We start from the raw sequence: 24124 nt of genomic DNA, 5'->3' as shown, positions 1-24124 counted from the left end.
GAGTTGACCGAGGCGAATCTTCATTCACTTTTCGCGTTTCCTTAAACTCAATACTGCCCGCATGGCCTCTGACCCTAGCCACAAAAGCGCCACCGTGTTAACAAGCGTGCCCAAGGTGATAAACCAGTCGGAGATGTAAAGTTCAGTAAAGAGCCTAGTCAGTGGGTTGATGGAAGGCTGAAGCAATGATGTCGGAGGGAGAGCTGGAGGTATGCTCCCCCACATAGTTAGCAGTGTCGTTATGCTCAAGATGAGAAATATTGAATGACGTTCATATTCTTTCAAGGATTTTATAGAAATAAGCACCAGCGGTAAAGCTAATGTGAAGTGGTGCACGGAGCCACCCGTCCTTATCATCGTAAACGCCAACATCCCTGTAGCTACGAGACCAAACATGTCGCCTCTCAGCTGTCCTGAATTACGTTGCGCAAGAATCGTAATTGCTAATAGTGCAAACACGACTAAGAAAATCGCGTTAGAAACATCTAAGAAAGTTAATGATCCAAGAAAAGGAGTCCTTGATGGCAAATAAATCCGTGATGGTCCTTCGAGGCCTGGCGCTAAACGGGTTACAAGAGGCCATATGTTATATGCATCATTTGAAAGGAACATGTATCTTGAAACCGCAGCGTCCCCTGCCTGTTGAACGGCACTTTGGTGAGTGTATAAGTCCGAAGGTAATGACGGACTAAACGCCAATAAAAAGGGTGCAAGCATTATGAAGGTAGTGATAACTCCAAACGAGAACGCAAGGAAAGTTTTCCTTAACGAGAAGCTCTTCAGATATATAAGACCCAAGAGAAGTGCAGGCACAAGCATCTGAGGTCTTGTAAGTGCCGACGCGAACAAGCTTGCCCATGCTAAACTTAAAGTGCCTAGGCGCGCATTTTGTGCCAGCCAGATAGACCCAAGCAGAAAGAAGGTACTAATCGTGTGGGTTTCGCCCCACACGGAGGCCATGAACCAGATAGCTGGATTGAATAGGTACAGCATTGCACCTATCAGACTCTGACGATCGCTTCCTCCTGCATGACGTAAGATTGAGTAGATTAGCATGCTGGAAAAAAGGCCGAATAACACGTTCGTCAACTTTATGGCTATATCAAATAGGAAGCTGTCTAAATGCGTCTGACTTGGCAAAAGAGCATTCATTATCGACCCAATTGCTGTAAAAACATACGCCATTGCTGGCCCATAAGGAAAAGCTGCAGACCCGACGGGTTCTCCGGTAATGTGGTGAGGCAGAGTCACAAGACTGGACAAATGATAGAGCTCAGCAAAGCCGTATTTGGCCGTGATGTACGTCCAGATTTTGGAAGAAGTGAAATCGTAAAAGTGACTACCTAATTTGAAAAGCAAAATATTCGGAACAAGATAAGAAAACAATGAACCCAATATCAACAGTGCCCGAGCTCGGCTTCTAACGAAGAAAGGCTTACCTAACAATCCAACTATTCGGTTTTTCTTAAGCAGACGCCTAAGCGAAAGAAAGCCGTAGATCGTAATCAGTATCCCCCCTACAGCCCCAAGGATGATTACCATTGTCTGAGCCAGAGGTTCCTCTATTCTCATCGCACTCATCCTCTGCGATGGTACAACGACTTTGAAATTCTCTACGTAAACATTAGTGGCACCGGAGGTTGACGAACTGGCTAAGGTAATGCTAACTGGCAAAGGAGCAAATAGTAGAGGTGCTTGATCAATTGTTATGGAGTCGTTCATTTCTGGTAAATTATTCACTACTTGGGGTCTTTCGCTTGGTTCTATTGGCTCATTTCCAACCAGAAACCATCCACGGTCTCCTTCGAACGCAGCATTTCGCACAAAGTTAACTCCAGGCTCATTTGCTTTCCTTAGGAATACATCGCTCAACAATATGACGGTTCTACCATTCCCTGCACCGAGTCTTAATTCCGCAAAGGCGGCAGCTGGGGGCGCAGTTCCTTCAAAGGTCATTGCTTTCCACTCGGGGAGTTTGCCGAGAAGTTGCCAATCATTGGAGGAAGATAGTTTTCTACCCTCTTTGTCTAGCCAATCAACAACTAGCTTATACCAGCCCTCCCCAGACGCCAATTTCACTACTGCTCCAAATAGGTACTTTTCTCCTCCTTCGATCATCATACGCTCTGAGACAACCTCACGATAACCAGGTTCGTTGGGGCCTCCTACGAGCAAAAGAGCACCGTGCCCAGATGGGGGCTTTTCAGCGTCGGTCCCCGAAATCTCGACAGTTATTATGCCTGCTTCTTTGTGACGACTAATCTCCGCATGATAAAGATAACCTCGCGTGTAGTTGCCCAATATGCGTTCCCTGACGACCGCATCTTCAATTGTTGTACGTGCAATGAGTAAATTAGTAGGTGAAGAATCAAAGTCCAGAGAATACTTCACTCGGTCTCTCCAATTCCATAGAATAATACTTAGCGGTTTCGAGACTTGCTGGTTGTCAAGAACCTGCATATCAAACTCCGCTCTAAGATCCCCTCCATAAGAAAATGTCAGCAAGTTAACATCTAAATTAGAATTGTGTAAGGCTTTAAGCCTCACCGCATTTTCCGAAACGTCTACGACTGCATCAACTGGGGAACCTGTTTGTCTCAAAAAAATAAGGTTTGGATCAAAGCCCTCATATACCGCTTGGTTTTGCGGTAGCCGCCAAGTGTCTAAAGGCATCACTAAAAGAGCAAGCATGAGCAACGCTACGAGAATTGAGGCAACTTCTAGACCTAGGCGAAAGCAATCAGTCCTCACCTGCATTCTCCGAATCATGAGGCCCAAAGCATTCAATCCTCTTATGAATTTGTTACCATTTGGATGCTCTTCTTGAGTTCAGTCAGATATCTTGAATTCTTGAAGTTGCCTTGAAGGCACTTTCATAGACCTTTGTGAAGAAGCATTTCTCAAGTGTTTGCCATCATTTTCCTCTTTTGAAACACGATGTTGGAGGTTTTCAGCATTTACAAGTCCCCTTCTTAGCTCCCAGAGTTTGATATAAGCAGTGGACACATAGAGGGCTTGAATACGCGCCCAAATGAGTCCTATATAGCCATCCCTGAATCCCTGCAAGATTACATAGTCCCAGACAAATTTTATCTGAGGCTTAAAAGGCATGGAATTGAACAACCCCTTCAGAATCCTCTTACGCATTGAATCATCAAACTTGGCAGGATATAGCCCCTCTCCGGTTCGATACATCCTGATAGCATCTAGGGTGGTATAGAAATTCAGTTTTGCCAGCGTTTCGGACATTGACGACCGTGAAATATGTATGAACGGACTCCGCAAAAATCCGACCTTGCCCCATAATTTAACGTACTCATGTACCTCATGATGGTTCGAGTAGTACGCTTTTCTCTTTCTAAATAACCTTAGTACATAGTTGGGCCAAGCTTCACCATGCTTCAACCATTGACCCCAAAAATATTGCTTCATCGGTATGTAGTATCCATCAGCGGCCAAACGTTGCGTGGAGATGGTTCTAATTATTTCCTTCTGCAATTCAGGAGTGATTCTCTCGTCACTATCAACGAAGAGTACCCACTCGGCGCATATGGGTAGGTTATTCAGCGCCCAATTTCGTGATTCAAAGAAGCTTATGAAGGGATGCTTAACAATGTTTTGAGTATATCGCATGCAAATATCCAATGTATTATCCGTGCTACCCGAGTCTACTATCCAAACCTCATCACACCATGTCAGAGACTCAAGACAGTCTCGGATATGACATTCTTCATTGTAAGTCAGTACGATGGCCGCAATGCCAGCCATAGCACCCCTGCCTACTCTTGCCTTTGAAGTAATAGGTTGTATGTCGTTGAACTTCTGTTTGGAAAGTTTTTTGCAACGCCAAACGGCTCCATCTTGCGCTCAATTACATACCCCTTACGAAAATCCAAGCTTAAGAGTACGGCAATCAAGTCCTCGCGTGTAGTGCCGAACCGATGCAGAGCATTCAGGTTGCACTCCATAATAAGCAATATTTCAGGGTTCCTTCGACAGATTTCTCTCATGCCCTCGATAGCTGCTCTTTCTCCACCTTCGATATCGGCCTTAATCAAGTCTATGCGAGGCCATTCCTCATCTTTAAGAAAACTATCTAGTCTCACAGTTTGAACCATAACGGAGTTCTCCGATGCAATTGTTGACAAGTGACTCTGGCCATGGTATGGATCGACCGAGAAATAAGCCAGTCCAGTTCTATTGGAAACCGCCTTCCTTACAGCGATCACATTTGAACAATCATTCCTTTTGATATTCTTCAGCAAGTAGTCCATATTAAAGGGGTCTGGCTCAAATGCGTACACTTTCCCCTTAGGTCCGACCAATCGAGATGCCAAGACCGTGTAGTACCCGACATGTGCGCCCAAGTCGACGATATTCATCCCATTTTTGGCCAATCGCATGAACAAAAGCGTAAGTTCCTTCTCGTAAACCCCTGCGGCCAGATCACGAAAAACTCTGCAAGATTGCGGTATCATTAGTTTCAGTCTCAGAGGTAAAGTTGCCTCGGTTTCATGCGAAGGCGGCCTAAACGTATAATCGACGAGTTTGTCTATCATAGGATCCATTGTACCCAAGATGCCTGAGTTTCTGACGCCATCTCTTAGCTTCTTTACATTCTGCCAGAGAATCTTGCTTAACTCCACCATATTACCTCATGCCAGAGTATTTTCGGTCAAAACGTATTTTCCTCAGAATTTCTGTCACTTTCTCAAATTTTTCTTGTCCCATAGCAGTAAGGACTGCATTTTCGGGAGTTTTTCGGCTGGTCTGTATTTTGTATCTCTCTTTCATTGTGCTGGGTAAGTTTGCTATGTTCCACGCCAGAGCTTTGAGGTTGAAATAGAATGCAAGGGTTTTTCTGAATACTAATGAGAAAAGCATAGTCTGTACTAAGCCATTCAGGATGAATAACGGCGCATTTTTGCAAAGAGAAGATAGAGAATAATTTTTTCCCATTGCGCGTATTAGGTTTCTATTTGACAAATACATCTTGTACAGTCCATATGAGTGCCATGAGGCAGAAAAAATATGATGAATGGTCACCTTTGGACAATAAACAATTCTGAACCCAGCTAGTCGAAATCTCCAACACAAGTCCAAGTCTTCAGAGTAAGCAAACATTTTGCTGTCAAATCCCCCAACAGACAAGAAAATGTCACGCCGAAGTAACATTGCTCCGCCACAATTGTAAAATGGCTCTATTGGAGGTCGGTCATATTGACCAAAATCACTCTCCCGGGCTCCAATATCAGCTGCTCCACTCCACCTATACAACCTCCCTCCAACAGAATTGATTATGGAAGGAAAATTCGCAAATATGAGCTTAGCTCCGACAGCCGCTATCTTATCATCACCTTCAAGGACTTCAACAAGGTTTATCAACCAGTCCTTCTTCAAAACTTTGATGTCATTGTTAAGCAACATAACATACTTTGCATCAATCTGTCGAATGGCTTTGTTGTAACCCTCACAGAACCCATAATTTTTTCGATGTTTTATTATTTTCACCCAAGGGAAATTTTCCTGTACGTATTCAACTGAATTGTCGCTACTTCCGTTATCCACAAGATATACCTCGTAACAAGGGTATTCTGTGATTCTCAAAGACTTGAAACACTCTCCCAAAAATTGCTTGCCATTGAAGTTCAAAATCAAAACTGCAACTTTAGAAATCAAATTCTTACACTCGAATCTTCATTTAGCACGAACTCTGGCCGAATCTGCATTAACTAGCTTCAAAATTCTTTGGAACGTGAAAACTGAACGTTCCCAATTGAACTGCTGAGCCCATTCGTGGGCGTTTTTCGACATTTTGTTCCAGATAGCATCATCTTTCATCAATTCAGTAATAGCGGAGGCTAAAGCCTCAACATCGCCAAAAGGATAGACAAGCCCGTTATGACCATTGACTACAACGTCGCTTGGAACTCCATCGCTGACAACAACGGGAGTACCGCACCTATTAGCTTCCACAACAACAATGCTAAAACCCTCAACCGGAGAAGGCTGAACCAAAACCCGCGCCTTCTCTAACAATTCCAGTTTCTCTTTCTCTGGAATATTAACCTTAAACTCAACAAGATCAGCAACACGAAGCCGCTCGGCAAGATTATGCAACCCGTCAACATAGCCCCTGTCTATTTCACTAACCTTCCCAGCGATAACAAGTCTACAAGGTCTATTAGCCTGATGAACAACACGTTCAAGAGCCAAAATCGCATGATCAGCCCGCTTATATCTGCGCAGCTTCCCCAAACAAACAATCAAATCCTCCCTTTTCTCGTTTGGCATAGCATCATGAAAAATCTCATCGACTCCATCATAGACGACCTTCAAATTCTCCCTTCTAAACCCAAGCTGCATAAGCTTCTCTCTCGCACCCTTAGAAGGAGTCACAACAGTACGACTCCGATACAATCTGGCCAGAAACCTTTCAAAAAAAGAAAGAACAACCGCGACAGGAAACGGATACTGCTCACGAAAAATCTTATCATGCCTCTGATGCCAAACCGCAACCAAAGGCTCCCGAACATAAGCCCCAGCCAAAAAAGGAATCCGCTGACCACCAATCGCCTCCTCAACAACAACATCAACTCGACCCCTAAACCTCTTCACATACTCATTCAAAATCCTAAAAGGCAAACTCAGCCCGCCAGCGAATCTGACAACTTCAACACCATCAACAATTTCACTAGGTCTCGAACCTTCAAACCTACTGCAAACAAAAGCAGCACTGTGCCCTAACCGAGACAAACCCTTAGCCAACTCCCAAAGATAAAAATCTCCACCAACCGCAGCCGGATTCTTCAAATCACGAAAAGCAAGAAACAAGAAACGCAAATTCCAAGAGCCTTCCGAAAAACTGTCAACCAGTCAAGATGTGCCACAACATCTTGAGTCCAACCTTCATCGCTAGTTTTTTATTTCCTCCGGCGCCTTTCGACACTCCCACCCTTCTCCTAAACGTCAAAGGAACCTCCACTACCCTCAATCCTCGCTTAAGCGCCACCAAAGTCATGTGAGGAGAAAAATGATGGCCTCCCACCGTCAACTCATTAATTATCTCAGCCAAAGCCTCCGTTCTAATAGCACGCATCGTACACCCAACATCAGTCAAACGAATCCTCCCAAAAAACTTCAAATCAAAAAACCTAAACTGCAACACCTTAGCCAAAAACAGATTCCCCCAAATATAAAACCAATCCAACTGCGAGTCACGATCAACCAACTGACTATGCGTCCTACTCCCCACAACCATATCCACATCATCCAAATAAGGAAGCATCTTCCAAACATCACCAGCACGAAAAGTCATATCACCCTCTGCCAACACAACAACATCACCATCAGTACAACGCAAAGCCTCACGTAAACCACGAATACACGCAAAACCATAACCCTGCTTCCCCTCATGAACCACACGAGCACCAGCACCTAACGCCTCTGTGGTCGTCCTATCCAAACTATTATTATCAACAACAACCACCTCAACAACATTCTTCTGAGAAAGAAACTCCCTCACAGCCCCAGAAATCGCCTCCTCATCATTAAACGCGGTCAACGCAACACAAACCCGCCTATCCAAGAAAGAATGAGAAACCAATGAACCCTCAACTGCAGGATGCTTCCTTTCAACCAAACTCAGTTCAGTCAAGCTCTCAACCGCACAAATCAAGCAGCTTCATGCTGCACCAATCTCAAACCCAAATCACCCTTCGCCACTATCTTTCCAGTTTTGTGTGTTCTGTGGAAGTATCCTTTCCTTGTGAACAATCCTTTCAGCGCCGCATAAGCCACAACTGGAGCCATTAGCAAATTCAAAAACCAAGCATACCCAATCTTCCTAAAATCCCCCTTAGCATCCTCAAGCCAAAGAGCAACCAAAGAAGAAAAAACCCCAGATGGCACAATAGCCAAGAACAACAATAAACTAGCCTGCATTACAGGCTGAGGCAGAAAATACGCAGGAAACAGAAAAGTCATCAACCAAGCCACCATCAAGCCAGCCACCAACACATTATTCAAAAAGGAAAACCCAACAAACACAAAGTTCACTTTATCACGCAAACTAATAGAACGACAACACAAAATCTTCAAAAAATGATCCCGATAAGTCCGCGTATGCCCCTCAGCCCAACGCATCTGCTGCCTAAACAAACGACGCAACGTATTCGGACACTCACCAGACGCCGCCAAACCCGAATCAAAAACAACCCTAAAACCAGCCTCATGTAGACGCACAGTCAACTCCGTATCCTCAGTTGTCACCTCACCAAACCGAAAACGCCTAAGCACACCCGTACGAATCATGTACACACTGCCAGTTAACAAAGAAAGCAAACCCAAACGACTCTGCCCATTCAACTCAACCATATTATACAAACTATGCCACACGCGCACACCGCGAGTAACCCAATTCTCATCACCATTCAAATCATGCCGCTGATAACCCTGAACAGCCACAACGCTCTCGTCACCATTCAACTCCTCGAACCTGCCAACAAAACGACTAATCAAATCACTAGGCGGAACAAAATCCGCGTCGAAAACCAAAACATGACTGCTGCGAGGATCTAAATGATCCAAACCAACATTCAAGGCGCCACCCTTCCAACCCTTCCGAGAATCACGATGAACAACCTTAACACGACTAACGCGCATTTCCCAAGCCCGCAATCGCTCAGTAGTTACGCCATCATCCGAGTCATCAACAACAACAACCTCATACGGAGGCGAATTAAAACTCGTACAAGCATTCAACAAACGATCAACAACATTGGGTTCATTATAAACAGGCAATAGAACACTAACATAACAACCCTCACTCGACACGCGCTCGCATTCACTGCTCCCAGAGGAATTCACAACCCGACCAGCCCTCAAAGCCGCAAACGAAAACAAATACCACCGCACCGCATACAAGAACAAAACCACAGTTTCAAAAAACCCAGCGAACAGAATAAACTCAAAAAAATTCAAAGCCTAAGATAACCTACTAACCCAATATGACAAACAACGCAAACCCGACGAGAACCACGAAGTCAACTCTAACCCCTGAACGCAGCTGGCAAATTCATGTAACTCACAGCTAGAAACCTTGCAAACTGAGAGTCAGCTCCCCAGCTAGCAGCTGACTTGTTGCCCCAAGACTGGGCAAGAGAGCCAAGCCTACCCGCTGCTGTCACACCAACACCACGCATCAAACGAGCCACCCCGCTCTCCACAGCCTCCTCAAGCTTCTTCAACACCGAAAACAACACACCCACGAGAGCTTGACTACGCACTTCATCCACAACCCGAATCGTCAAATCCACACAACTCCGCTCAATTCTAGTCAAGACACGATACCAAACACCTCTCCGCACAGCCAACGTCCTCATCTTGACAATCTCCAAACGCGAAACACGAAGCTGCGCTGAACCTGTGCGAATCATTTCTTAGACTTCACCCTCTCAATCTTGCACCGCACTAGACTGCCCTCTTCAATGCCAAGCACATCTCTGACCTCCTTTGGAAGCGTTATCCTACCCTCCTTACGCACGTACGAAGTGAACTCAACAGAATCACTAGTCTCAGGCAAAATCATCACGACGCCAAGCGACATTTTTTAACGTTTTTCGACAGCAAAAGACTAGCTAACATGATGCAGTATGCCAACATAACATGAACACCCTCGAAACGCCATTGCAATGAACCAATTCATGCCTAAAACCCGAAGCAGCTGTCCGCAATTTGACACGTCAAGTAAAAGACATCAAACCTGAAACACAGAAGCTTACGTGCCTCGTAATCCGTATTGCGAGTTCATAATGTTTTAATCATTTACAGATCAAGTTGTTTCATGAATCAAGGCGAACACTATGACCATACCGATCTTTAGACCATACGTTTTTCTTCGCTGCAAGAAATGCAATCGCAAAACTGACCACGTTCTAGTGAGCAGCGCCACAGTCAAGAAAGGCGAAATTGAAGAAAAATACGAGTGCCAAGAGTGCGGCGAAACAAAGGTCATCTACGAACTGGCTTCACCTTCGCAGCTCACTAATCATTTAGAGGCGTAAACGGACTGATAAGCCCATGATAAAGCGTGTATTGCTCGCCATCATCGCGTTAGCAGCTACAGCTGGCGCAGCATACACCTTGAACCTGCTAGACCAAATCGTCCATGGCACCCTCTACTATTACGGATTACAGTTTAGCTATGACTGGGCAAATCAATACTGGTTGCTGCTAAGAGTCGTACAGGCCCTCTTGATCATCACCATCATAACCACAGTTGTAGGCATGGCATTCTCGCTTCGAGGCTTTCTCAACGCTGTGAAACAACCCATTAAGATCGCACCGATCCCAAAAACAACGAGGAAAGCCCCAGCTGTAACATATAATGTGGAGAAGCCCTCACACACGTACGCCACACCGCCCCCGCAGTCATCACCTGAGACGGTAACTCCGCCCCAACGCCAAACACAGCAACAAACTTCAGAGACCCCACAATGGCATGGACCCTCCACCACACAGACGCCAGTAGTTCCCTCGTCTCCACATATGTCTTCAGATGCAACTGAAGCCAGTAGGTGCCCACACTGCGGCAAGTCGTTTACCCAACCCCTACGCATGCTTGACTTTCAAGGTGACAGACCCCGCGTGGTAAATATCTGTCCATTCTGCAACGAGACCATGCCCTCCGGTGCACGCGTCGAAGGACGAAACCAAAACGGAGACAAAAAGCCATCGTCCAGAAACGGCAACTCATTCCCGTCGAAGACAGTGACACAATAATTTAGCGACCAACGACCATACGACAGACGACTTGATTGAACGCCTGCGGACTTGGCTTCAGTTAAGATATTTAAGCTAGATTTGTTGTTTGTGTTGTAGCATAGGCTATCACGGTTACAGTTGAGGTGACTGGTTGGGCAAAAAGAAGGTCGTAAGCGAGACTGACTTTCAAAACATGATATTGCCTGCTACGACTGATGTTCTAGGCGTGGCTGTGAAGATGCTGGGTTTCGACCGCATCATGGTCAAGTGCCAAGACGGGCATGAACGCTTGTGCCGCATTAGAGGCAAGATCAAGCGGCGTGTATGGATTCGTGAAGGCGACATAGTCCTAGTTTCGCCATGGGACTTTCAAGCTGACAGTCGAGGCGACATCATCTGGCGTTACACGAGGGGACAGGTTGACTGGCTTAGGAAGAAGGGCTACCTCGCGCTCTAAGTTCTCTTGAACGTTTAGGAGACTGGTTGTGTCTTTTCGGAAACGGGTGGATGCGAAGCTTAAGCGGAAAGAACGGCGCTACGAAACTGAGCAGTTGATGAAGACGAAGCGCAGCGAGGAATATGAAGCTCTTGAAGAGGTTTTCGACCGCTCAACGTTAATGACCGTGTACGGTTTTCTGAACAAGGGCATAATAGACCAGATTTTTGGCGCAGTTAAGGCTGGAAAAGAATCAAAACTCTACTGGGGCAAAGATAGAGAGGGCAACACTTTAGCTATCAAAATCTTCCTCACCATTTCAGCTGAGTTCAAACGAGGTATGATACCATACATTGTAGGTGATCCACGTTTCTCGCATGTTAAGCGTGACACGCGTTCGCTGGTTTATGCTTGGGCTCAGAAGGAATTCAAGAATTTGACGCAGGCTGTTAAGGTTAGCGTCAGGGTGCCTAAGCCAATAGATGTGAAACACAACGTGTTGATTATGGAGTTCATTGGAGACGAAGGCGAAAGTGCGCCTTTGCTCAGAGAAACCGAAATCAAAAATCCAGGACGCGTCTACAATCAAGTTCTCAGCAGCGTGAGAAAACTGTATCAGAAGGCGAAGCTGGTGCACGGAGACCTAAGCGAATACAACATAATGCTTTGGAAAAACCAGCCAGTCCTGTTCGACGTTTCGCAGGCTGTCCCTTTGGAGCATCCGATGGCAGAGCAGCTACTGCGCAGAGATCTGGAGAACTTGAATAGATTTTTTAAGCGGCTGGGCATAGAAGTGCTTTCTCCAGAGGAAGCTTACAGGAAGGTGACAAGTAGTGGCGCGCGCTAGCACGTTCATAAAGATTCCAAGAGACCGCATAGGCGCCTTGATCGGTCCAGAGGGCAAAGTCAAACAAGTCATAGAGAAACGACTCAAAGTTGAGCTAGCAATTGACAGCGAATCAGGCGATGTAACCATCATGCTGGCGTCTGGAGCAGAAGACCCGTCTCAACTCTTCAGGACGCAAGAGGTCATAACCGCCATTGGACGCGGCTTCTCGCCTGAACGAGCCTTCCGCCTAATCAATGATGAAGACGCGGTGCTTGAGGTAATTGACCTGCGCGAAATGTTCGGCAGCTCACAAGCTGAACTGCAGCGAGTGAAAGGCAGAATTATAGGGCAAGAAGGCAAGACAAGGCGCATAGTGGAAGAGTTGACCGAGGCTGATGTGTCGGTTCACGGTCACACAGTTGCATTAATCGCCAACATGGATGAGATGGAAGTAGCCCGAGAAGCCATCAAAATGCTTCTACGAGGAAGCGAGCACAGCACAGTCTACCGCTACCTGCACAGAAAAAGACGAGACTTGAAGAAAAAGAAACTGGAACTATGGGAAAAACTGCCTGAAGAACTTAAAAAATGATGTGTAAGCGTGTGTCCATACAAGGTTGTATTTGAGAGTTGTCCTTCCTTTTCCAGCAAGCGAAGCCCTAGTGCAGTGTTTTGAAAATTGTCGACCAGTCGTCCAGAACTGTCCAGAAACGTTTTCGCGCCATGTTCTCGGCTACGTAGGAGAGCTCCACAAAACATTGGTTTAGGCATTGGAAACAAGGGTCCTTAACCAATGGAGCATCAGCCAGATGCGTGACGTGGCATAACGGGGTCTTCTTGTTGAAGCACGCTGTAACATTGCCATTCCAGTCCACGTTTAGAACGTGGTAGCCACCGTAACAAGTTATCCGCCTAGGCTCACCCAAATAGGTACGCTTAACGTCTAACAGGTACTCCGTAGCGTTGAATAAACGATAGCCGCGTTTTTTCAAGTCAATCAAGTCGTCAACCAGCCGAATCAACTTGTTTCTATCAATGGCAGGTATCAGCGAGCCGTTCACATCTAGCGGATGCCCCAGTATCTTGTCCAAAGGGCCAACACCCCAATCAGGAAAGCAGAGGATGCTCGGAGCATCATATTTCTCGTCCAATTCAGTAATCATTCTAACATAATCGTCGATGTTATAATTGGAGAGGACAAGAATGGCAGCTCTGGGAATCCCATGTTTCTTCAGCAGCTTCAATCCATTCAATGCCTTACTTAGTTGGTCGGGGTAATGCCTAATGAAGCCAGCGGTCTCCGCCTTAAGCGAGTCAATGGAAACAAAAATCGAGTCAACATTTGCCTCCCTTAATCTCGACACATTTTTTTCATTCAATAGTGTTCCATTAGTAGGCGAATTAGTGTAGAGCCCTCTCCTGTCCAAGTACTTCATGTAATCGAAGTACTTTGGGTGCAGAAGCGGCTCTCCTCCTGTCAAAGAAAAATTGTAGAATCCCAGACTCTCGAGAACTTCCACCGTGTCATTGAAAGTCTCATCAGAAATGTAATTGGCACCTTGCCTCCAAACGCCACACATGATGCACTTGCAGGTGCAGGCGGAAGTCACGAAAAGATTCACAAAACGACTCGAGTGTAAGCACTCGCGCAGAACCTTCCTAATGTACTTGGCCTTGATTGCAAGTCACCGTTTACATTCGTGTTTGAGTCAGTTATAGAAAGCCACGTTTTTCGGATTTAAATCTTTGAGCAAGAAGAGCTATCCAGTGAGGCAGTCGAATTGCTGCAGATATCTTAGCTAAGACACACCCACGCTGGAGGCGTTTGTGGCGTTTTTAGCGTTTTTTGTGTTAAAAAGTTAAAAAGAAGCGATCTGCATATTCTTGCGGATTAACTGACGTAATGGAACTTTCACCATTCGAGCGGATACGTGTGGCTGAAACCACATTTGAAGAGATCTCAGCTGCCGACTTCTTCTACAGAAACAGAGACATCGCTGGCTTTACTAACCCCGCGCGCGCCATTTTCAGCTCAATACGTGAACTGATTGAAAACTCTTTAGACGCGGCAGACGCTACGGGCATCCCCCCAGACATCTACGTTCGACTCTCATATGAAGACCAAGAGAAATTCATAAGCGCACTTGAAAACGAAAAAAAAGGCGAAGACGAAGAAGAGGAAGAAGTAGCTGAGACCTTCGAGACGGGCGTTTACCGACTGCGCATAGAAGACAACGGCTCAGGCGTTCCCGCAAGGCACATACCAGCCGCCTTCGGCCAAGTCTTATTCGGTTCAAAATACAAGCTGAAGCAGGCACGAGGCACGTTTGGTTTAGGCGGCACCATGGCGCTGTTGTACGGACAAATCACAACGCATAAGCCCGCATCGGTGATTTCGGGCACAGGCGGAGCCAAGATCTACTTCTGCAAGCTGATGGTGGACATCCAGCGTAACCGCCCAGTGATTTTGGACCGCAAAATCCTTTTCAATAAGGAAGGCTGGCGTGGCACAGTCGTCGACTTCACACTTGAAGCTGACTACAGCAAGGCCATGCCACGCATAATCGAATACCTCAAGCAGACCGCATTAGTCAACCCATACGCTAATATCACTTTCATCGACCCAAAAGGCAGGCTGTACAAGTTCACTCGGGCAACAACAAAGATGCCGCCGCCTCCCAAAGAAACGAAACCGCATCCATACGGCGTTGATGTGGAAACGATACAGCGCATGATGCGCATAACACCGTGCCGCAACATGGTTGACTTCATGCGATACCACTTCCTCCGCGTAGGCGAAAAAACAGCACACCGATTCCTAGAATTCTCAGGCCTAGGTAAAACCAAAGACCCACGCAAACTCAAACCCGAAGAAATCGTGCGCCTAGTCCACATGCTGAAAAGATATGACGGATTCCTGGCACCAGACGCCAGCTGCCTCTCCCCGCTGGGCACTGAGCTGTTGAAGACAGGCATACTCAAAGAACTTCAGCCCGAATTCATCTCCATCAGCCAGCGGCCACCTGCAACCTATTCGGGACACCCATTTATCGTCGAAGCCGCAATCGCATACGGCGGCAACATACCGAAAAAAAACGACTTCGTTCTCTACAGATTCGCAAATCGCATTCCACTTTTGTACGATGAGGCCAGCGACGTGAGCTGGAGAATCATCAAATCAATGAATTGGCGCCGATATAGAGTATCGCCAGACCTGCCCATTGCCATACTGGTCCACCTGTGCAGCACTAAAGTGCCTTACAAAACGGTGGGCAAAGAATTCATCGCTGACCGACCCGAAATCAAAAGGGAAATACTAAACGCCATACGAGACGCCGCACGTGACATCCAGCATTTCCTGTCGCGACGGGAGAACGTGGAGCGAGAAAGAAAACGATTAAGCACGTTCTCCAAGTACCTGCCCAAAATCGCGCAGTTCTCAACTGAACTTGCCAAGAAGAAGTATCCACCTGACATAAGTAAGTTGTTGAAGAGTGTGAAAGTGTATGAAGAAACGGAATAAGTACTCAGCGGTAGATCGAAAAAAAGAGGTTTTGGCCAACCTCAAAGACTTCGGCAGTACTCTATATGGACAGATGGAGAAGGGCACGTTTCCGTGGATAAAGATGCCCAGCCGCAGCATAGAAAACATATACTACGACCAAAAACTCAGACAATACGTGCTAGGCGACAAATCAGTGCGCCGAACCAGCAGAAACATACGCCACATACGCCCCTTCACCCAACTCGTATGGGTAGCACGCTTCGCAGACGAATTGACCAAACACAGAAAAACGTCTACGTTGAGGGACGTCTATTATTCAGCCCAAGCCTACGAAATGACCTTCAAGGACCAGGCGGAATCCGACAACGTCATTACAGACCTTGAAACCGTGTCCAGATACGCCCGAGAAGACTTCAACGTGTTTCCAGAAGAACGCTCAGCCATATTTGGCGACTTGACAATCGAATACACTGTGCCCGGCTATGAGGGAAAACGCCTCAATCTAACCTCACACCCCGACGGCGTTATGATAGGCCCAGCATTAACTTCATCGGAGTTTGTCAAAACAAGCGCCGACAAAGTCATAGCCATCGAGAAAGGCGGCTTATTCACAAGATTCATCGAGGAGCAAGTGCACAAAAAATACAACGCAGTACTGGTGCTCACGGCTGGACAGGCGCCGCGAGCCACACGCCACATGATACGAAGGCTAAACCAGGAACTCGACCTGCCAGTCTTCATTTTCACCGACGGCGACCCATGGGGAATGCACATCGCCATGGTCATAATCTCAGGCTCAGCCAACGCCGCACACCTGCGGGATTTAACCACACCAGACGCCAAATGGAGCGGAGTCTGGGCCACTGACATTGTTGACTACAAACTGCCAAGTGACCCATTAACTGACATGGACATCAAACGCCTCAATGAGTTACAAAAGGATCCACGCTACGACGGCGCCCTGTGGCAACGAGAAACAAAAACATTCTTCAAGATCAGGAAGAAGGCGGAGCAAGAGGCGTTCAGCCGCTACGGTCTGACCTACATCGTTGATGAATACCTGCCCGCTAAACTAGAGGAATCTGAAAAACTTTAAAACAAAGCCTCACAACGTAGATACGCGCACAAACCCTGAGGTATGAGAATTGAGCAGTGAAGCACCAGTTGGTTTAGCTATCATGGAAAAACTCATCGGCTTAGTCATGATAGCCATAGGAGCAATCACATTTTACGTAACTTACACCAACCTCGGCAGCGCTCCTAACCCCGTGCCATTCCTAGCCGCAGGCGTAATCCTCGCAGTCCTTGGCTTTTTGCTCCTCATGGCAAGGGCTGGAGAAAAAGAGAAGTAACACACAGCATTTCGCGACCCGTTTCTCGGGGGATGGCGCCGCCGGTAGGACTTGAACCTACGACCAACTGGTTAACAGCTTCAGCCTCTCACCAACTTGGTTTGAAGTCAGCTGCTACTACCGTGCTGAGCTACGGCGGCAAATCCATGCGTTGCTAATCTTGAGAACCTTCAATCATATTTAAGTTTACTCAGCAAGCGAACATTGTTCAAAGCCTCTATCGATACTTAATATGGGCGCCCTGAATACTAGCTAAGCTCAGAGGAGCATTGTCCAGCAGTTGCCTCAACAAGCGTTTGACACCGTTATCGTCCGTTTCGGAGGCGAGATAGGCATCAAAGCCCTGTGGACGAGGAAGCAATATGAACGCCGCCTAACCAGTAACATAAAAGCAGCACTGAAACACCATGCCATCCAATGTTCCGCCTTTGTCAAGAAAGCAGGGCGACTCTACATAAAGACAGACCGGGCTGCCGAAGCCACGGAAAAGCTCAGCCAAATTTTCGGAGTTTCATCCTCGTCACCAGCAATAGAGACGTCTTCCCAACTCGACGACATTCTCACCACCAGCGCTGAACTTGCAGGCTCACAGTTCAAGCTAGGAAAGAGCTTCGCTGTGCGTTGCCGCAGAGTTGGAACACATCTCTACACAAGCCAAGATGTCTGCGTGAAAGTTGGAGAGCGCATAAACGCGTCTCTTCCAGATCTGAAACTGCACGTTGATCTGACCCGCCCAGAACAAACGCTGCAAGTCGAAGTCAGAGAAGAAAAAGCCTACCTGTTCACCAACACGGTCAAAGGCGTAGGTGGCTTACCCTTGGGCACACAACCCAAACTCGTTTGTCTGCTCAAAGGCGATGTGCAATCAACAGTTGCCTGCTGGATGACGATGAAACGCGGTTGCCCGCCTGTGCTAGTCCATTTTGGAGAGCCCAGCCTCATCCAAAGGCGTTCAAACGCCGAACAGGCTGTAGCCCTCGCTCAGAAACTGATGGAGTGGAACATTGGGTTTCCGAGAAAACTGCACGTAATAGAAAACAGTTCACCTTTTCAGAGGTTGACTCAGACTTCTCCAAGTGAGTTAGTTAGCCTTGTGCACAAGCGCCTCATGTTTCGAATAGCTCAGCGCATCGCAGAAGCAATCGGGGCAGAAGGCATAGTCACGGGCGACTCGCTTGAGAACGATGCAAAACACGCTGTGCACGCCATCAACTTGCACGATGAAGCAGTAAGAGGCTTCCCCATCTATCGCCCACTGTTAGGGTTCGACGCCGCCGTGATCGCGGAGATGGCAGTAATGGTCGGTTTGAAGGAAGCTGCGCCTAGGCGAAAAAAAAACAGAGCCAAGGTCAAACAGGTCAAGGTAAGCCAAATCAAGCTTGAAGATGTCAGGCGAATTGAGAACAAGTTGAATATTGAAATGCTGGTTGGCGACGCCGTCAAGTCACTTCGAGTTTTGAAAATCTAAGCTCATACAAGGCTACATGGCTGGTAGTTAGTCTTAAATGGTCTCGCAGAGCCTTCCCTTTTCTTGCCATGTCAAGCGCTGATACTGCGGTTAAAGCAATCCGCCAACTGCAACCTGAAGACTTTCGCGTACTGCAAGTCATCGAGGCACACATGGCTCGTCACAGGTATGTTCCAGAAAACGATTTGCCGAGACTTACCAAACTCACTAAGCGAGAGCTTGATTTCAGATTGCCTCGATTAACCAAATTCGGTTTAGTGGAACACTGGGTTGGACCCTACACTGGCTACGTACTCTACACTGCAGGCTACGACTGCCTAGCCATAAACGCTCTAGTCAAAGCCGGCGTGCTCGAAGCCTTCGGCAAACCATTAGGCGTTGGAAAAGAATCAGACGTTTACGACGCACTTGCACCAAAAGGCGAACAGGTGGCAGTCAAATTTCATCGGCTGGGAAGAATAAGTTTCCGCACAACCAGACGAACACGGGGCTACGTAGCTCAACGCCACCACATAAGCTGGCTGTATCAGTCACGATTGGCAGCTGAGAAGGAATTTGAAGCCCTAAACATAGTCTACCCTCACCATGTGGCAGTGCCAAAACCAATCAGTCAAAACCGCCACTTAGTCGTTATGGGAATGATTCAGGGCGCCGAACTTGCTGAATTCAGTGAAATCCCAAATCCTGAAAAAACACTGAAGGAAATCTTGTCAAACGTGCGCAAAGCCTACCATAAATCTGGCGTGGTTCACGCTGATCTAAGCGAATTCAACATCATCATGCAGCCCGGCTGGCACACACTCATTATAGACTGGCCACAATACGTGAGAAAGGAGGAACCCCACGCTGATCGGCTACTTGAACGAGATGTGAAAAACGTTGTCGTATTTTTCAGAAGAAAATTCAAGACTAGAACTACGTTGGAAGATGCGCTGAGCTATGTGAAGGCGTGATCTCAGCCGCACATCATTTCTTACTGACAAAAACATCCAGCACAACTTGATGCCAGTTAGGTCCAATAGACTGCACAACTCGACCAAAGGAAACTTTGAAGCTCAAGCCAAATTTTCGCAGTTTCTCCTCTACTCTGACCTTAACTTTCTCTACTGGATCCCCTGTTTTGGAAGCATGTTCGAAATCGTAGTTGTGAATCCAGCCGCCTGAAGGTTTCAGAGCCATAACGGCGTGGTCAAGATAAGCATAGGCTTTCATGGGCAATGGCATGTCGCCGACGACATCATAAGATGACGGTTTGACGTCTCGCTTAAGCGGTTTAGACTCCACTTTTCTTGGAGGTTTCAACTGGTTTTCCAATCACGTATATCCTATAAAATAAAGGACTATTTTGCTGACGCGAATCGACTTGCCCATGTCGCGACCCATTTCAGTTTGCCCGGCAGATAATCTTCGAAAATTTCTACATCGTGCTGCTTGATGGCTTTCAGCAGGACTAAACCGATGGCATAAGCCGCGGCGCCTGCCAAGACGTAAATTGGAAGCAGATGAAGTCTGATGACAAGAAACTGATAATCTGAAGGCGACAGCAACATTCGTACCAAGTCAACTCCAATAATAGCTAGAGTCAGCAAGGCTGAGGCGACAAGAGACTTCCAAATGGCTTCTCTGTCAAAAGCTATCTTGACATAGCGTGTGACAGCGTACAGTGTCACGAGTAAACCAATTATGGCAGCTAAGGTTCTTGCCCATGCAGCTCCAATCATGCCTAAACTGAGCAAAACCACTGTAGCATATGACAGAGAAAGATTGAGCGCCACGCCGATAACAGACAGCATGGAAACAACAGATGTGCGTTCCAGCGTCATCAAGATGGGACCTATGGCTAATCCTAACGTTCCAATTAGGACTCCTAGTGAAATGATAATTAAGGGTTCAGCTGCGCCGATGTACGACCATCCGCCAAACAGAATTATCACTGGAAACGCTAACGTTGCCACACCTGTCACTAGTGGGAAACCTAATAGAACTGCGTAGCGAGTTGACATGCGAAAAGCATCTTTCAAACTGCCCAAGCCTTGTTGCGCATAAAGCCCCGAGAGAGAAGGAAACAGCGCGGTGACCACAGCGTTTGAAAAAATACTTGGGACAACCGAGGCGCGTATGGCTACATAGTAGATTCCAAGTATGCTTTGAGCTTCAATTGTGCCGTGGAGCAGACTCATGTAAGACACAAGAAGAAGCTGATCAGCCCAAGCTATGAAGAACCCTAAGTTCGTTGAAATATACAACGGAAAAGAGAAGCTCAACAGAGGACGTACGGGATGAGGTTTTCCACGAAAGCCGAGATACCTATATGACAGAAATAGACTACATGCTGCTGTTATGACCCAGCCCGCTAGCCACCCGATAACCACAGCGTACAGCCGCCAACCGGCAAGGAGTAGGCCAATGCCTACAAATGTATGAGTCAGGCTTATCGTCAATCCCAAGAAGGCTACTTCGCGCATTCGTTGCAGTCCTTGGAGAATACCTGAAGCACTGGTCTGCAATATCGCAAATATGGAGCAGACGGCAACTACGCGAATGAGAAGGGCGTGGTCTGGCGTGTTGAACAGCAAGGTCGACAGCCATTCGGCTGGGAAGAACAAGGCGGAAAACGCGACAACCGATGTGAGCAAACCTATCTGCAGCACTCGCGCAGCGACTCCCTTAGCCTTCTCCATCTCGCCCTGCGCCTGATATTGAGCGATGTATTTGACTGAGGAATACTGAAGCGCAAGGGTGCCCAGAACCGAAGACAGAGACAGAATAAAGGACAATAACGCGTAGGCGCCCATCTGCCACTGCTCAGCAGGAGAACCGAAGGTGTGGGCTAGAAAAGCAAAGTACACTAAGCCGATGAAGGCTGTGGCGAATCCTTGCAGGAACAAGTATGTTGCGCCGCGAGCCACACGAGCAGTTGGACGCAGATTGGACAAGGTTTAGCTCACCTAGTTAGCGGAGTTGGCATATAGGTATCATGGGGGCAATTTAAACTCACTTATGCACAGTAACTCTTGGGAAAGCAAAAGCGCTTGGGCAATGGTTCAAGATATTCAGGATTTGGAAAGCTTATTTTCCACTCTTGCCTTTTGAAAATCAATGGTTCTTTTGACGCCTTCCTCAAGAGTTGTAATGGCTTTCCACCCCAGAATCCGCTCGGCTTTCTTACAGTTGTAGCGCATTCGTCTTATGTCCCCAAGTTTCTTCGACTCACGGATCGGCTTTACGTTCACTCCAAGAATTCTGCTGACAGTGCTGTAAAGCCCGTTTATGCTTGTTTCGATTCCAGATCCCAGTATCATGGTTTCTCCGTTTGCGTTCTTGTTACTTAGCGCCGAGACTAGGGCTTTCACGACGTCGCTAACGTAGATGAAGTCCCTTGTTTGTTCACCATCCCAGTGAATGACTGGTTGTTCACGTTTCAACAGAGAGGTGACAAACTCTAAAACCACGGGCTTCCATAGCGGAGACAGGCTTTGTCGTGGTCCGTAAACGGTTGCAAAACGAAAGATCACGTGTTCTATTCCGAATGTGTCGCGATAGAGCTTCAAGTATTTCTCAGCTTGTAGCTTATCCAAGTCATAGGGAGTTTTTGGGTCGTCAGGAGTATTCTCGTCGATAGGCATCTTTGAAGTATTGTATATCCCAGAATTTGAACTGAAAATGACCTTTGGCTTGTCTTTCTTCGCTAGCTCTAGAATGTTCACCATGCCGATAACATTGACTTCGACGTCGCGTTTAGGGTCGTCGAAACTTCGACTTCTAGGAAAACAGGGCAGATGGTAAATCGCGTCGAATCTGAAGTTGGGCAATTTCTCAACTAAAGATTGAGAAACATCGAGTTCATGGAACCGAATTCGTTTCCATACGGTTTTGAGGTTTTCTTTCTTGCCATTGCTTAGATTATCTAGAACATCAACTTCATGGTTTGAAGTCACCAGTTTTTCGACAAGATGGCTGCCTATGAATCCTGCTCCGCCGGTCACAAGAATCTTCATTTTCTTTGTTCACCAGCGCTTCGCCGACTGGTTTCAAAATGTATCAAGGGAATCTTGTTTGAAGTCAGGCTCATGTTCACAGTTAACGGTGGTCCATTATAGTCCTGCAATGTCATGGGTTTGACTTCGGGGTCTGTAAGCTTAGCAAAATTGAACATATTCATTCTCTTGTCTCCACAAACATGAACTAGACCCGCTGTTCTTGTGTCCACCAGACCCTTGATAGCTTTGGCTACCTGATCGGAATACAAATAGGTTGCAAATCTATCAGTGAAAGCCTTTGGATACGGCCATTTCATCCGTTCAATGAAGTTCGTTCTAACAACAAGCACTTCGAGGCGTTTCGACAAGCTGTTCGAAATACACTCGCCAAAGAGTTTAGTCACTGCGTAGAAATTCTTCGGATACGGGACGTCCTCCTCAGAATAGTATTTGTCCGGGAGATCTCCGGGAAACACACAAGCTGTGCTAACATATACGAAATATGGTCGATCAACGCTCGAAGATTCCAAGGCTTCGAGCAGGAATCGAGTACCGTTAACGTTGACGTTGAACGCTTCTTCTCGATGTTCCTCGCAGTATCTAATGTTGGTCAAAGCCGCGCAATGTAATACGGTGTCTATGGATTCCTTGCGTAAATAGTGGGCTGTAGCGTCCTTATTCGTGATGTCTAGGCTTTCATGAGTTGGGGAGAGACCGTTTGGAAACACAAGCTTCAGCTGACTTCCAAGCTTGCCTGAGCCACCTGTGATGCATATTCTCAGCTGATCAACTCCTTTATTTCTTCAATCTTCAGTTGGGTAGTGTTTTCGCTTGTGTATTCTTCAAGTAGTTCCTGAGTTTTTGCCGAGCCGTGTGGTTCTATGACGAAGTACTTCTCCAAATCCTTCGTTCTTCTAATTTCCTCTTCGGAGATGAGCACTTCAGCGATTTTCTCGCCAGGTCTAATTCCAGTTATTGTAATTGGGTAATCGTTTCCACCCATGGCTTCAGCCAAATCGGTTACTTTACATGCAGGAATTTTGGGCACAAAAATTTCGCCCCCAACCATCGTTGCCGTTGCTTTGAAAACCAAATTGATTGCCTGCTTCAATGTTATGAGGAACCTGCTCATCCGACGATCAGTTATAGGAAGCGGCTTTTTCTGGGACATTAGGTTTTGGAAGTAGGGAACTACTGAGCCTCTTGACCCCACGACATTTCCATAACGAACCACACTGAAGAGCGTGGACAATCCTTTCATGTCGGAGATCCAGATCTTCTCGGCTAGCGCTTTCGTCATGCCATAAGCGTTCACGGGTTTAACAGCCTTGTCAGTGCTTATGAGCAAGGCTTTGCCTACATCTTTCTCAAGACATGCTTTTCGCACATTAATAGAGCCAAGTAGATTCGTTTTGACTGCTTCCAACGGGTGCTTTTCGCACGTTGGAATGACTTTCAGGGCAGCCGCATGATAAACGATGTCAGTTCTTGGCTTGATGGTCTCTCGGAGTCGATCGTAGTCCCGGACATCTCCAATAACAAAGTCTAACCTCGGATCTGAGAACTCCCCTTCCATATCAAGCTGTTTCTCCTCATCTCTACTGTAAACAGTGACCTTCGAAACATCAAGCTTCAGCAATTCGCCGACAATTGTGTGTCCGAAGCTTCCGGTTCCGCCAGTGATGAAAATGTGTTTTCCTTTGAAGAACTTAGGCATTAGTATTTTCTCCTGTGTCTTTTGGCTCGCCATAATATGTCCCTCCTATTTGCCATCCTTCTCGTGCGAAGTT

General features: G+C 46.8%; 25 protein-coding genes and 1 tRNA gene. 10 read left to right on the top strand and 16 right to left on the bottom strand.

Annotated features, from left to right (window positions below; translation table 11 throughout):
- Nucleotides 1-24: 24 nt before the first annotated feature.
- The 9 genes from VJ249_10055 to VJ249_10015 form a co-directional block, all read right to left on the bottom strand.
- On the bottom strand, nt 25-2751 hold the full coding sequence (locus tag VJ249_10055) for a hypothetical protein (GenBank protein ID HKZ94902.1): 2727 nt from the start codon (nt 2749-2751) through the stop codon (nt 25-27).
- Nucleotides 2752-2829: 78 nt separating this feature from the next.
- Nucleotides 2830-3768, bottom strand: a complete 939-nt coding sequence (locus VJ249_10050; protein ID HKZ94901.1) for a glycosyltransferase family 2 protein — start codon at nt 3766-3768, stop codon at nt 2830-2832.
- 11 nt (nt 3769-3779) lie between these two features.
- Nucleotides 3780-4649 (bottom strand): FkbM family methyltransferase, encoded by an 870-nt coding sequence (locus tag VJ249_10045; GenBank protein HKZ94900.1) that lies wholly within the window; start codon nt 4647-4649, stop codon nt 3780-3782.
- A gap of 1 nt (nt 4650) precedes the next feature.
- Complete coding sequence (locus VJ249_10040; GenBank protein ID HKZ94899.1) at nt 4651-5658, bottom strand: glycosyltransferase family 2 protein; 1008 nt, start codon at nt 5656-5658, stop codon at nt 4651-4653.
- 39 nt (nt 5659-5697) lie between these two features.
- Nucleotides 5698-6843 (bottom strand): glycosyltransferase family 4 protein, encoded by a 1146-nt coding sequence (locus VJ249_10035; GenBank protein ID HKZ94898.1) that lies wholly within the window; start codon nt 6841-6843, stop codon nt 5698-5700.
- Between the two features lie 25 nt (nt 6844-6868).
- Nucleotides 6869-7657 carry a glycosyltransferase gene (locus tag VJ249_10030; GenBank protein ID HKZ94897.1) on the bottom strand — a complete coding sequence of 263 codons (789 nt, stop codon included), beginning with the start codon at nt 7655-7657 and terminating at the stop codon, nt 6869-6871.
- 17 nt (nt 7658-7674) lie between these two features.
- Nucleotides 7675-8802: a glycosyltransferase family 2 protein gene (locus tag VJ249_10025; GenBank protein HKZ94896.1), complete on the bottom strand. Its 1128-nt coding sequence runs from the start codon at nt 8800-8802 to the stop codon at nt 7675-7677.
- A 248-nt stretch (nt 8803-9050) separates the two neighbouring features.
- Entirely contained in the window at nt 9051-9437 is a 387-nt protein-coding gene (locus tag VJ249_10020; protein ID HKZ94895.1) for a hypothetical protein, read from the bottom strand.
- Nucleotides 9434-9583 (bottom strand): AbrB/MazE/SpoVT family DNA-binding domain-containing protein, encoded by a 150-nt coding sequence (locus VJ249_10015; protein ID HKZ94894.1) that lies wholly within the window; start codon nt 9581-9583, stop codon nt 9434-9436. The genes VJ249_10020 and VJ249_10015 overlap by 4 nt, the downstream gene beginning before the upstream one ends.
- 280 nt (nt 9584-9863) lie before the next feature.
- Here VJ249_10015 and VJ249_10010 point away from each other — a divergent pair, with 280 nt between their 5' ends.
- From VJ249_10010 to VJ249_09990, 5 genes are all read left to right on the top strand, one after another.
- Nucleotides 9864-10064: a hypothetical protein gene (locus VJ249_10010; GenBank protein ID HKZ94893.1), complete on the top strand. Its 201-nt coding sequence runs from the start codon at nt 9864-9866 to the stop codon at nt 10062-10064.
- A gap of 16 nt (nt 10065-10080) precedes the next feature.
- Entirely contained in the window at nt 10081-10782 is a 702-nt protein-coding gene (locus VJ249_10005) for a hypothetical protein (protein ID HKZ94892.1), read from the top strand.
- A 133-nt stretch (nt 10783-10915) separates the two neighbouring features.
- Nucleotides 10916-11221, top strand: coding sequence for a translation initiation factor eIF-1A (gene eif1A, locus VJ249_10000; protein ID HKZ94891.1), 306 nt, complete (start codon nt 10916-10918; stop codon nt 11219-11221).
- 28 nt (nt 11222-11249) lie between these two features.
- Nucleotides 11250-12047, top strand: coding sequence for a serine protein kinase RIO (locus VJ249_09995; protein ID HKZ94890.1), 798 nt, complete (start codon nt 11250-11252; stop codon nt 12045-12047).
- The gene (locus VJ249_09990; protein HKZ94889.1) at nt 12034-12621 is read left to right on the top strand and encodes an RNA-processing protein; all 588 of its coding nucleotides are present in this window, start codon (nt 12034-12036) and stop codon (nt 12619-12621) included. Before VJ249_09995 ends, VJ249_09990 begins: the two co-directional genes overlap by 14 nt.
- Before the next feature lie 67 nt (nt 12622-12688).
- Here VJ249_09990 and VJ249_09985 read toward each other — a convergent pair whose 3' ends face one another.
- The gene (locus tag VJ249_09985; GenBank protein ID HKZ94888.1) at nt 12689-13639 is read right to left on the bottom strand and encodes a radical SAM protein; all 951 of its coding nucleotides are present in this window, start codon (nt 13637-13639) and stop codon (nt 12689-12691) included.
- A gap of 293 nt (nt 13640-13932) precedes the next feature.
- Here VJ249_09985 and VJ249_09980 point away from each other — a divergent pair, with 293 nt between their 5' ends.
- Genes VJ249_09980 through VJ249_09970 form a run of 3 tightly spaced genes read left to right on the top strand, consistent with a single transcriptional unit; the run spans nt 13933 to nt 16886 of the window.
- On the top strand, nt 13933-15552 hold the full coding sequence (locus VJ249_09980) for a DNA topoisomerase VI subunit B (protein HKZ94887.1): 1620 nt from the start codon (nt 13933-13935) through the stop codon (nt 15550-15552).
- On the top strand, nt 15536-16630 hold the full coding sequence (locus tag VJ249_09975; GenBank protein HKZ94886.1) for a DNA topoisomerase IV subunit A: 1095 nt from the start codon (nt 15536-15538) through the stop codon (nt 16628-16630). The genes VJ249_09980 and VJ249_09975 overlap by 17 nt, the downstream gene beginning before the upstream one ends.
- 49 nt (nt 16631-16679) lie before the next feature.
- Complete coding sequence (locus VJ249_09970) at nt 16680-16886, top strand: hypothetical protein (GenBank protein HKZ94885.1); 207 nt, start codon at nt 16680-16682, stop codon at nt 16884-16886.
- A gap of 33 nt (nt 16887-16919) precedes the next feature.
- Here VJ249_09970 and VJ249_09965 read toward each other — a convergent pair.
- Nucleotides 16920-17026, bottom strand: a tRNA-Asn gene (locus VJ249_09965).
- Nucleotides 17027-17166: 140 nt separating this feature from the next.
- Here VJ249_09965 and VJ249_09960 point away from each other — a divergent pair.
- On the top strand, nt 17167-18354 hold the full coding sequence (locus VJ249_09960) for a THUMP domain-containing protein (protein HKZ94884.1): 1188 nt from the start codon (nt 17167-17169) through the stop codon (nt 18352-18354).
- A gap of 68 nt (nt 18355-18422) precedes the next feature.
- Entirely contained in the window at nt 18423-19307 is an 885-nt protein-coding gene (locus tag VJ249_09955) for a serine/threonine-protein kinase RIO2 (protein ID HKZ94883.1), read from the top strand.
- Nucleotides 19308-19320: 13 nt separating this feature from the next.
- Here VJ249_09955 and VJ249_09950 read toward each other — a convergent pair whose 3' ends face one another.
- The 5 genes from VJ249_09950 to VJ249_09930 all read right to left on the bottom strand — a co-directional run bounded on the left by VJ249_09950 (nt 19321) and on the right by VJ249_09930 (nt 24084).
- Nucleotides 19321-19668 (bottom strand): hypothetical protein, encoded by a 348-nt coding sequence (locus VJ249_09950; GenBank protein HKZ94882.1) that lies wholly within the window; start codon nt 19666-19668, stop codon nt 19321-19323.
- Between the two features lie 26 nt (nt 19669-19694).
- Complete coding sequence (locus VJ249_09945) at nt 19695-21290, bottom strand: oligosaccharide flippase family protein (GenBank protein ID HKZ94881.1); 1596 nt, start codon at nt 21288-21290, stop codon at nt 19695-19697.
- A gap of 117 nt (nt 21291-21407) precedes the next feature.
- On the bottom strand, nt 21408-22352 hold the full coding sequence (locus VJ249_09940; GenBank protein HKZ94880.1) for an NAD-dependent epimerase/dehydratase family protein: 945 nt from the start codon (nt 22350-22352) through the stop codon (nt 21408-21410).
- Nucleotides 22349-23104 (bottom strand): sugar nucleotide-binding protein, encoded by a 756-nt coding sequence (locus VJ249_09935; GenBank protein ID HKZ94879.1) that lies wholly within the window; start codon nt 23102-23104, stop codon nt 22349-22351. Before VJ249_09935 ends, VJ249_09940 begins: the two co-directional genes overlap by 4 nt.
- A gap of 8 nt (nt 23105-23112) precedes the next feature.
- Nucleotides 23113-24084, bottom strand: coding sequence for a polysaccharide biosynthesis protein (locus VJ249_09930; GenBank protein HKZ94878.1), 972 nt, complete (start codon nt 24082-24084; stop codon nt 23113-23115).
- Nucleotides 24085-24124 lie beyond the last annotated feature (40 nt).

This window comes from Candidatus Bathyarchaeia archaeon (assembly GCA_035283685.1).
Lineage (GTDB): Archaea > Thermoproteota > Bathyarchaeia > Bathyarchaeales > Bathyarchaeaceae > DATETJ01.
The sequence above is the reverse complement of the archived record's forward strand: the minus strand, read 5'-3'. Positions and strand labels throughout refer to the sequence as shown.

Coding starts and splice junctions, on each gene's coding strand:
- VJ249_09940 (HKZ94880.1), bottom strand. CDS start 22,352: ATGAAGATTCTTGTGACCGGCGGAGCAGGATTCATAGGCAGCCATCTT.
- VJ249_10005 (HKZ94892.1), top strand. CDS start 10,081: ATGATAAAGCGTGTATTGCTCGCCATCATCGCGTTAGCAGCTACAGCT.
- VJ249_09975 (HKZ94886.1), top strand. CDS start 15,536: ATGAAGAAACGGAATAAGTACTCAGCGGTAGATCGAAAAAAAGAGGTT.
- VJ249_09930 (HKZ94878.1), bottom strand. CDS start 24,084: ATGGCGAGCCAAAAGACACAGGAGAAAATACTAATGCCTAAGTTCTTC.
- VJ249_09980 (HKZ94887.1), top strand. CDS start 13,933: ATGGAACTTTCACCATTCGAGCGGATACGTGTGGCTGAAACCACATTT.
- VJ249_10045 (HKZ94900.1), bottom strand. CDS start 4,649: ATGGTGGAGTTAAGCAAGATTCTCTGGCAGAATGTAAAGAAGCTAAGA.
- VJ249_10010 (HKZ94893.1), top strand. CDS start 9,864: ATGACCATACCGATCTTTAGACCATACGTTTTTCTTCGCTGCAAGAAA.
- VJ249_09955 (HKZ94883.1), top strand. CDS start 18,423: ATGTCAAGCGCTGATACTGCGGTTAAAGCAATCCGCCAACTGCAACCT.
- VJ249_10020 (HKZ94895.1), bottom strand. CDS start 9,437: ATGATTCGCACAGGTTCAGCGCAGCTTCGTGTTTCGCGTTTGGAGATT.
- VJ249_10050 (HKZ94901.1), bottom strand. CDS start 3,768: ATGGCTGGCATTGCGGCCATCGTACTGACTTACAATGAAGAATGTCAT.